Source organism: Cellulomonas sp., from assembly GCF_035634735.1.
Lineage (GTDB): Bacteria > Actinomycetota > Actinomycetes > Actinomycetales > Cellulomonadaceae > Cellulomonas.
The window spans coordinates 1-5,735 of sequence record NZ_DASQCJ010000140.1; the positions used below are offsets into that span (position 1 = coordinate 1).

The following is a 5,735-nucleotide window of genomic DNA, read 5'->3' on the forward strand; positions in this document are numbered from 1 at the left end:
CATCGCGTCCTCCTCGCGTCGGGGGCCGGCGAGCCCCGAGACGGGGGACGTCGGCCGCGGTGGCGGCGCCGTCGCCGCCGTTCCCGATGCTGCTCCTCGGAGCAGCCGCGTGGTCGGGCCGTTGGTCGCTGCACGGTGTGCTGTACGTCACACCGCGGGGTGCGCGTCCGCACCCGCGCCCCGGACCGGCACGCGGCACCCGCGCGCCGGATCCGCACAGGATCGGCACAGGAACGGGCCGACGGCGCCGCGGCCCGGCGCCTACCGTCGGCGGGGACGCCCTGGTCGGGGCGTCGGTGCCCCGACGGGGCGCGGAGCCGGGGGAGGGCGCGATGCGGGCAGGCCGGGGTGCAGCAGTGGCGGGGGTCGTCGTCGGGCTGCTCGCCCTCGCCGGCTGCGCCGCGGGCCAGGACATCGAGATCGAGAACCGCGCCGGGGCGGACGTGACGGTCCGGCTCGCCGACGACGAGCGGTCGGAGGTCACGCCCGACGGCGGCGCCGTGCTGCTCGACGTCACCGAGTGCTACGCGGCCCCGGTCGCGGTCTCGTACGCCGACGGCCGGGTCGTCGAGCTGGACGAGGGGCTCTGCCCGGGCGACCTGCTGCGGGTGACCGAGGACGACGTCGCTCTGGTGCGTGCCGCGGACCGCGCGGGCACCGGTGCCGGTGCCGGCGCGTAGCGTGCGACGGATCCCGGCCCGCCCGGTGCCGGACCGACCCCGGGGGAGGCGACCGTGCCGCTGACCGGCTACACGCGCCCGGCGGTCCGCGCGCCGGCGCCGGTCGACGCCGCCGGGCGGCCGGTGCCGTACGGGGAGCGGTGGCCCGACGGCCCGCCGGCGGAGGCGTACGGCGTCGACAGCCACCCGGGGCGGTTCGCGCCGCTGCACGAGGTCGCCGACGCGCTGGTCCGGCACCTCGGGGCGCGGTACGCGGTCGACGTCACGGACGACCCGGGGTGCGCGGACGACCTGGGGTTCCCCGTGGCGGAGCCCGTGCGTGCCGTGCGGCTCGTCCCGCGACGGTCGACCTCCGCGACCCTCACCGTCGTGTGGACGGCGTACCCGGGCGTCGTCCTCCACGCCGGGCTGCTGCAGGACTTCCCGTTCCCGGTGTGCGGCTGCGACGCGTGCGACGAGTCCTGGTCCGGCGTCGCGGACGACCTGGAGTGGCACGTCGCGGCGGTGGTCGGCGGCGGGTACCGGGAGTGGGTGACGCGGTCCGGCACCGGGCACGCGCTGCGCGCGGGAGACCGGTCCACCTCGGGCGGCGGGGCGGCGCCGGACCGCGCGGGTCGGCGCCGGGTGCGCGAGGCGCGGCGGCTGCTCGGGGCGGTGCCGGACGGCTGGGCGGCCTGGCCGCTGCGATGACGGGGGCGGTCGTGCCTGGTGCCGCGCGCGGCCCGGCCGGGCGCGATCAGGCCGGCTCGCGGTGCACCAGCGTGTACCGCCAGAACAGCCGCCGCCGCACCCGGGCGCCAGGGAGCAGCCGGGCCGCCGCCGCGCGCACGTCCGCGAGGGTGGCGTCGGCCTCCCGGGTCGGCGCGGCCATCGCGACCCGTGCGGCCGCGGCCCGGCGGCCGAGCAGCAGCCCGACGACGAGGTTCACCGGGACCGCCAGCGCGGACGCCGCGCGGTCCCGCCGGGTCGCCCCGCGGTAGCAGCCGACCACCACCAGCACCCCGCCGGGCCGGAGCAACGCCCGCCAGCGGGACAGGGCCTCGGCCATCGGCAGGTGGTGCAGCACCGCCACCGCGGTGACGGCGTCGTAGCCCGGGCGGTCGGCGCCCGGGGGCCGCGGGCCCACGCGCAGCGCGTCCGCGACGGCGAAGGTCGCACCCGGGAGCCCCGCCGAGAGCGCCCGCGCCGTCGCCACCGTCGGCGGGTCGGCGTCGACCCCGTGCGCCGCGGCCCCGCGCGCGGCCAGCGCCCGCACCAGGCCGCCGGTGCCGCAGCCGACGTCGAGCACGCGCACGGCGCCGCGGGGCACCCGGCGCAGCACCCAGCGGCGGTAGGCGTCGTTGTGGCTCCACGGGTGCGCGGCGTTCACGCGGTCCACCCAGCGGAGCAGCGACGACGGCACGCGTCCACCCTGGCACGCCACGGGGGCCGGCCGGACGTGAACCGCCTGGTGTCAGCGGCGCAGCCGCCGGAGCTGCGCCGCCACGTACGCGCGCGCCCGGCGCTGCCCGCCCCGCTCCGCGATCGCCGCCGCGAGCGCGTCCAGCGAGCGCGCCACCGCCGCGCCGTCCGGCTCCCAGCCGCGGCGCCCGCACTCCTCGAGCCACTCGACGACGCCGCGGTGCCCGCGCTCGGCGTTGCACCGGCGGCACGCGGGCACCTCGTTCTCGAGCCACGACGGCCCACCCTTGGCGCGCGGCACCAGGTGCTCCCGGGTCGGCGGCACGAGCGGGCCGAACGCGCGCCCGCACCAGACGCACCGGGCCCCGTCCCGCTCGACGGCCAGGCGCAGGCGCTCGGCGCGCGGGCCGGCGGTGGTCATGCGCCCGACGGTACGTCCGCCGCGGCCGGTGGGCGCGGGCGGAGGCACGGAAGCGCGGGCGGCGGCACGGGGCGCGGGCGGTCGCGGCCGCCCGACGCCGGGCGACCCGCGGTCAGGCCCGGTCCGACAGCCCCGCGACGATCGCGCGCACGGTCGCCGCCACGAGCGCCCGGTCGGTCGGCGCCGCGTCGAAGCTGCGGTGGATCGGCCAGCCCTCCACGAGCACGTCGAGCGCCCGGCACACGTCCTCCGGGAAGTGCCGGGACAGCGTGTCGCGGCTGCGCAGGACCCAGTCGCGCGCGAGCGCCTGGACCGCCGGGTCGTGGTTGGCGTACGCGTACATCTCGAAGATGAGGGTCATCTCGCGCTCGGACGCGTACGCCGGGCCGCAGATCAGCTCGACGACGGCCGCCTCGGCCTCCTCGCGGGTCTCGGCGGTGCCGAGCGTCCGGCCGTAGAACGCCGACATCGCGTCCACGAGCCGGGCGAACGCCTCGGCGAGGATCTCGTCGAGCCCCGCGAAGTAGTAGGTGAGCGAGCCGAGCGGCACGCCGGCGCGCGCCGCGATGCGGCGGTGCGTCGTGCCGTGCACGCCCTCGGCGGCGACGACGTCCAGCGCCGCGTCGAGGATGCGCTCCCGGCGCCCCGGGTCGTTGGGGACCTCCCGCCGCGTGCCGCTCATGCGCCCATCCTCCCCGACGGAGGCGCACCCGGAAGTGTGTACGCTCGTACAGTCTCGCCCAGCCGCCCGAGGAGAACCGCCCGTGCCCGCCAGCCTCACCGCGCGCCGGAACGCCCTGTTCCTGCTGTTCTTCCTGCCCGGCCTCACGATCGCGTCCTGGGTCACCCGCACGCCCGACGTGCGCGACCTGGTCGGGGCCTCGACCGCCGAGATGGGCCTGATCCTGTTCGGCCTGTCCGCCGGGTCGATGGTCGGCATCCTGTCGTCGGGCGCCCTGGTCTCGCGGCGCGGCACCCGCCCGGTGATGCTGGCCGGGACGCTCTCCGTCGCCCTCGGCGCCGCCGTGATCGGCGTCGGGGCGGCGCTCGGGTCGGGGCCGGTGGTCGCGGCCGGGCTCGCGCTGTTCGGGCTCGGCATGGGCGGGGGCGAGATCGCCCTGAACGTCGAGGGCGCGGAGGTCGAGCGCGGGCTGGGTCGCTCGACCATGCCCGCGATGCACGGCTGCTTCAGCCTCGGCACCGTCGTCGGCGCGCTGGCGGGCATGGTGCTGACGGCGGTCGGCTTCCCGGTCCTGGCGCACCTGGCGGTGGTGGCGGTCGTCGTGGCGCTGGCGCTGGTCCCGGCGATCCGGGTGATCCCGGCGGGCGTCGGGGTCCGGGCCGCCGGCGGGGAGGCCGCCGGAACCGCGGGGCCCGGCACCGCGGGCTCCGGCTCCCCGGCGACCGTGCGGCGCCCGGTGTGGCGCGACACCCGCCTCGTCATGATCGGCGGCGTCATCCTGGCGCTCGCGCTGGCCGAGGGCACCGCCAACGACTGGCTGCCGCTGGTCATGGTCGACGGCCACGGGTTCGACGCCGCCCTGGGGTCCGCGGTGTACGCCGCGTTCGCCGCCGCGATGACGCTCGGCCGGTTCGTCGGCGGGCGGTTCGTCGACCGGTACGGGCGCGCCGCCGTGCTCGCGGTGAGCGCCGTCGTCGGCGCGGTCGGGCTGGCGCTCGTGATCTTCGTCGACCACCAGGCCGTGGCCGGGGCCGCCGCCGTGCTCTGGGGCCTCGGCGCGTCGCTCGGGTTCCCGGTCGCGCTGTCCGCGGCCGGCGACACGGCGGCGCCCGGCGAGGACGCGACCGCGCGGGTCTCGCTCGCCGCGACCATCGGGTACGTGGCGTTCCTCGTCGGCCCGCCCGCGCTCGGCTTCCTCGGCGACCACTTCGGGCTGCGGCACGCGCTGATCCTGGTGCTGGTCCTGGTGGCCGCCGCGACCTTCCTGACCCCGGCGGCCCGCACCCCCGGCCGCGGTGGGCCCGCCGACCCGGCGGCGGACCGGCCCCGGGAGCGCGCCGACCTGCCGGCCTGACCCGCGCCGCGCCGGCGGAGCGCGCCCGCGCGCCGGGCGGCGGTGCCAGGCGTCCCGTCCACCCCCGGTCCCCGACGGTCAGGCGTCCGGGTGCGGCGCCGACCCGGCGTACTCCGGCCGGCCCGCGGGCTCGTACGTCTGCACGGTGACGCCCCCGGGCGTCGTCGTGGACCGCACCAGGGTCAGGCGGAGGTCGGGGCCGTCCTGCGGGAACAGCCGGACGCCCTGCCCCACGACCACCGGGTGGACCAGCAGCGTCATCCGGTCGACCAGGCCGTGCGCGAGCAGCCAGCGGACCAGGACGCCGCTGCCCGGAACCAGCAGGTCGCCGTCGCCCTCCGCCCGCAGCCGGCCCACCGCCGCGGCGAGGTCCCCCGCCAGGACCGTCGTGCCGGCCCACGCCGGGTCGGTCAGCGTGGTGGAGGCGACGTACTTCGGCCGGTCGTGCAGCGCGGCGGCGACCGGGTGCGACCCGGGGTCCGCGAACGCGCCCCAGTACCCGGCGAAGTTCTCGTACGTGCGCCGGCCGAGCAGGAACGCCGCGGCGGCGCCGTACTCGGCGGCGACCAGGTCGCCGACCGCGGGGTCGCCGGTGCCGAGCGCCCACCCGCCGCGCGTGAAGCCGCCGCGCGTGTCCTCGCGGGAGCCGCCCATGCCCTGCAGCACGCCGTCCACCGAGACGTGCGTGGTCGTCGTCAGCCTCATCGCCGGGGCCCCCTCGTCGCAGCGGGTCGTCGGGTCGAGGGTAGGCCCGCGCGCCGCGGCCCGCCCCGGTGCCCCGGTTGCCGACGCGCTGCGCCCGCGCCACGATGCCGGCACGCGCACCCGGAGCCGAGGAGGACCGCCGTGAGGTTCGACCCGTGGGGCCTGGTCAGCATCGTGGTCATCTTCGGCGTCGTGCTGCTGACCCGGGTCGTCGTGCGCCGCGCGACCGCGGGCCGGCAGCCCGACTTCCACGAGGAGGGGCGCCGCATCCGGGACATGACGCCGGCGTCGAAGGCGGTCACGGTCCTCGCGGGGGTCGCCCTGGTCGGCGTGGTGGTGACCCGGTCGCTCGACCCGGTGCCCGGGCTGTTCTGGGTGTGCGTGGCCGTGGTGATCGCGTGCGGGGTGGTCGTCGCGGTCAGCGAGTACCGCCGCGTGCGGCGCGACCCGCGGCTGCCGGAGTACCGCGGGGAGCGGCCGCCGACCTGAGCG

8 protein-coding genes are annotated in these 5,735 nt (G+C 79.0%); 4 read left to right on the forward strand and 4 right to left on the reverse strand.

From position 1 onward, the window contains the following. Positions 1 to 332 precede the first annotated feature (332 nt). Both VER05_RS12305 and VER05_RS12310 read left to right on the forward strand, forming a co-directional pair. Complete coding sequence (locus tag VER05_RS12305) at positions 333 to 680, forward strand: hypothetical protein (RefSeq protein ID WP_324845638.1); 348 nt, start codon at positions 333 to 335, stop codon at positions 678 to 680. Positions 681 to 734: 54 nt separating this feature from the next. Then, a complete protein-coding gene (locus VER05_RS12310; protein ID WP_324845639.1) occupies positions 735 to 1,370 on the forward strand; it encodes a DUF6226 family protein in 636 nt (211 codons plus the stop codon). Positions 1,371 to 1,416: 46 nt separating this feature from the next. Here VER05_RS12310 and VER05_RS12315 read toward each other — a convergent pair whose 3' ends face one another. The 3 genes from VER05_RS12315 to VER05_RS12325 form a co-directional block, all read right to left on the reverse strand. Further along, entirely contained in the window at positions 1,417 to 2,082 is a 666-nt protein-coding gene (locus VER05_RS12315) for a class I SAM-dependent methyltransferase (RefSeq protein WP_324845640.1), read from the reverse strand. A 51-nt stretch (positions 2,083 to 2,133) separates the two neighbouring features. Next, a complete protein-coding gene (locus tag VER05_RS12320; protein WP_324845641.1) occupies positions 2,134 to 2,502 on the reverse strand; it encodes an HNH endonuclease in 369 nt (122 codons plus the stop codon). Between the two features lie 112 nt (positions 2,503 to 2,614). Continuing rightward, positions 2,615 to 3,184 (reverse strand): TetR/AcrR family transcriptional regulator, encoded by a 570-nt coding sequence (locus VER05_RS12325; RefSeq protein WP_324845642.1) that lies wholly within the window; start codon positions 3,182 to 3,184, stop codon positions 2,615 to 2,617. An 82-nt stretch (positions 3,185 to 3,266) separates the two neighbouring features. On the opposite strand from VER05_RS12325, the gene VER05_RS12330 reads away from it, so the two are divergent. Beyond that, the gene (locus VER05_RS12330; protein ID WP_324845643.1) at positions 3,267 to 4,538 is read left to right on the forward strand and encodes an MFS transporter; all 1,272 of its coding nucleotides are present in this window, start codon (positions 3,267 to 3,269) and stop codon (positions 4,536 to 4,538) included. 78 nt (positions 4,539 to 4,616) lie between these two features. Here VER05_RS12330 and VER05_RS12335 read toward each other — a convergent pair whose 3' ends face one another. Beyond that, a complete protein-coding gene (locus tag VER05_RS12335) occupies positions 4,617 to 5,243 on the reverse strand; it encodes a dihydrofolate reductase family protein (RefSeq protein ID WP_324845644.1) in 627 nt (208 codons plus the stop codon). A gap of 141 nt (positions 5,244 to 5,384) precedes the next feature. Between VER05_RS12335 and VER05_RS12340 the strand changes: the two genes are divergently transcribed. Next, positions 5,385 to 5,732, forward strand: coding sequence for a hypothetical protein (locus VER05_RS12340; RefSeq protein WP_324845645.1), 348 nt, complete (start codon positions 5,385 to 5,387; stop codon positions 5,730 to 5,732). Positions 5,733 to 5,735: the final 3 nt, after the last annotated feature.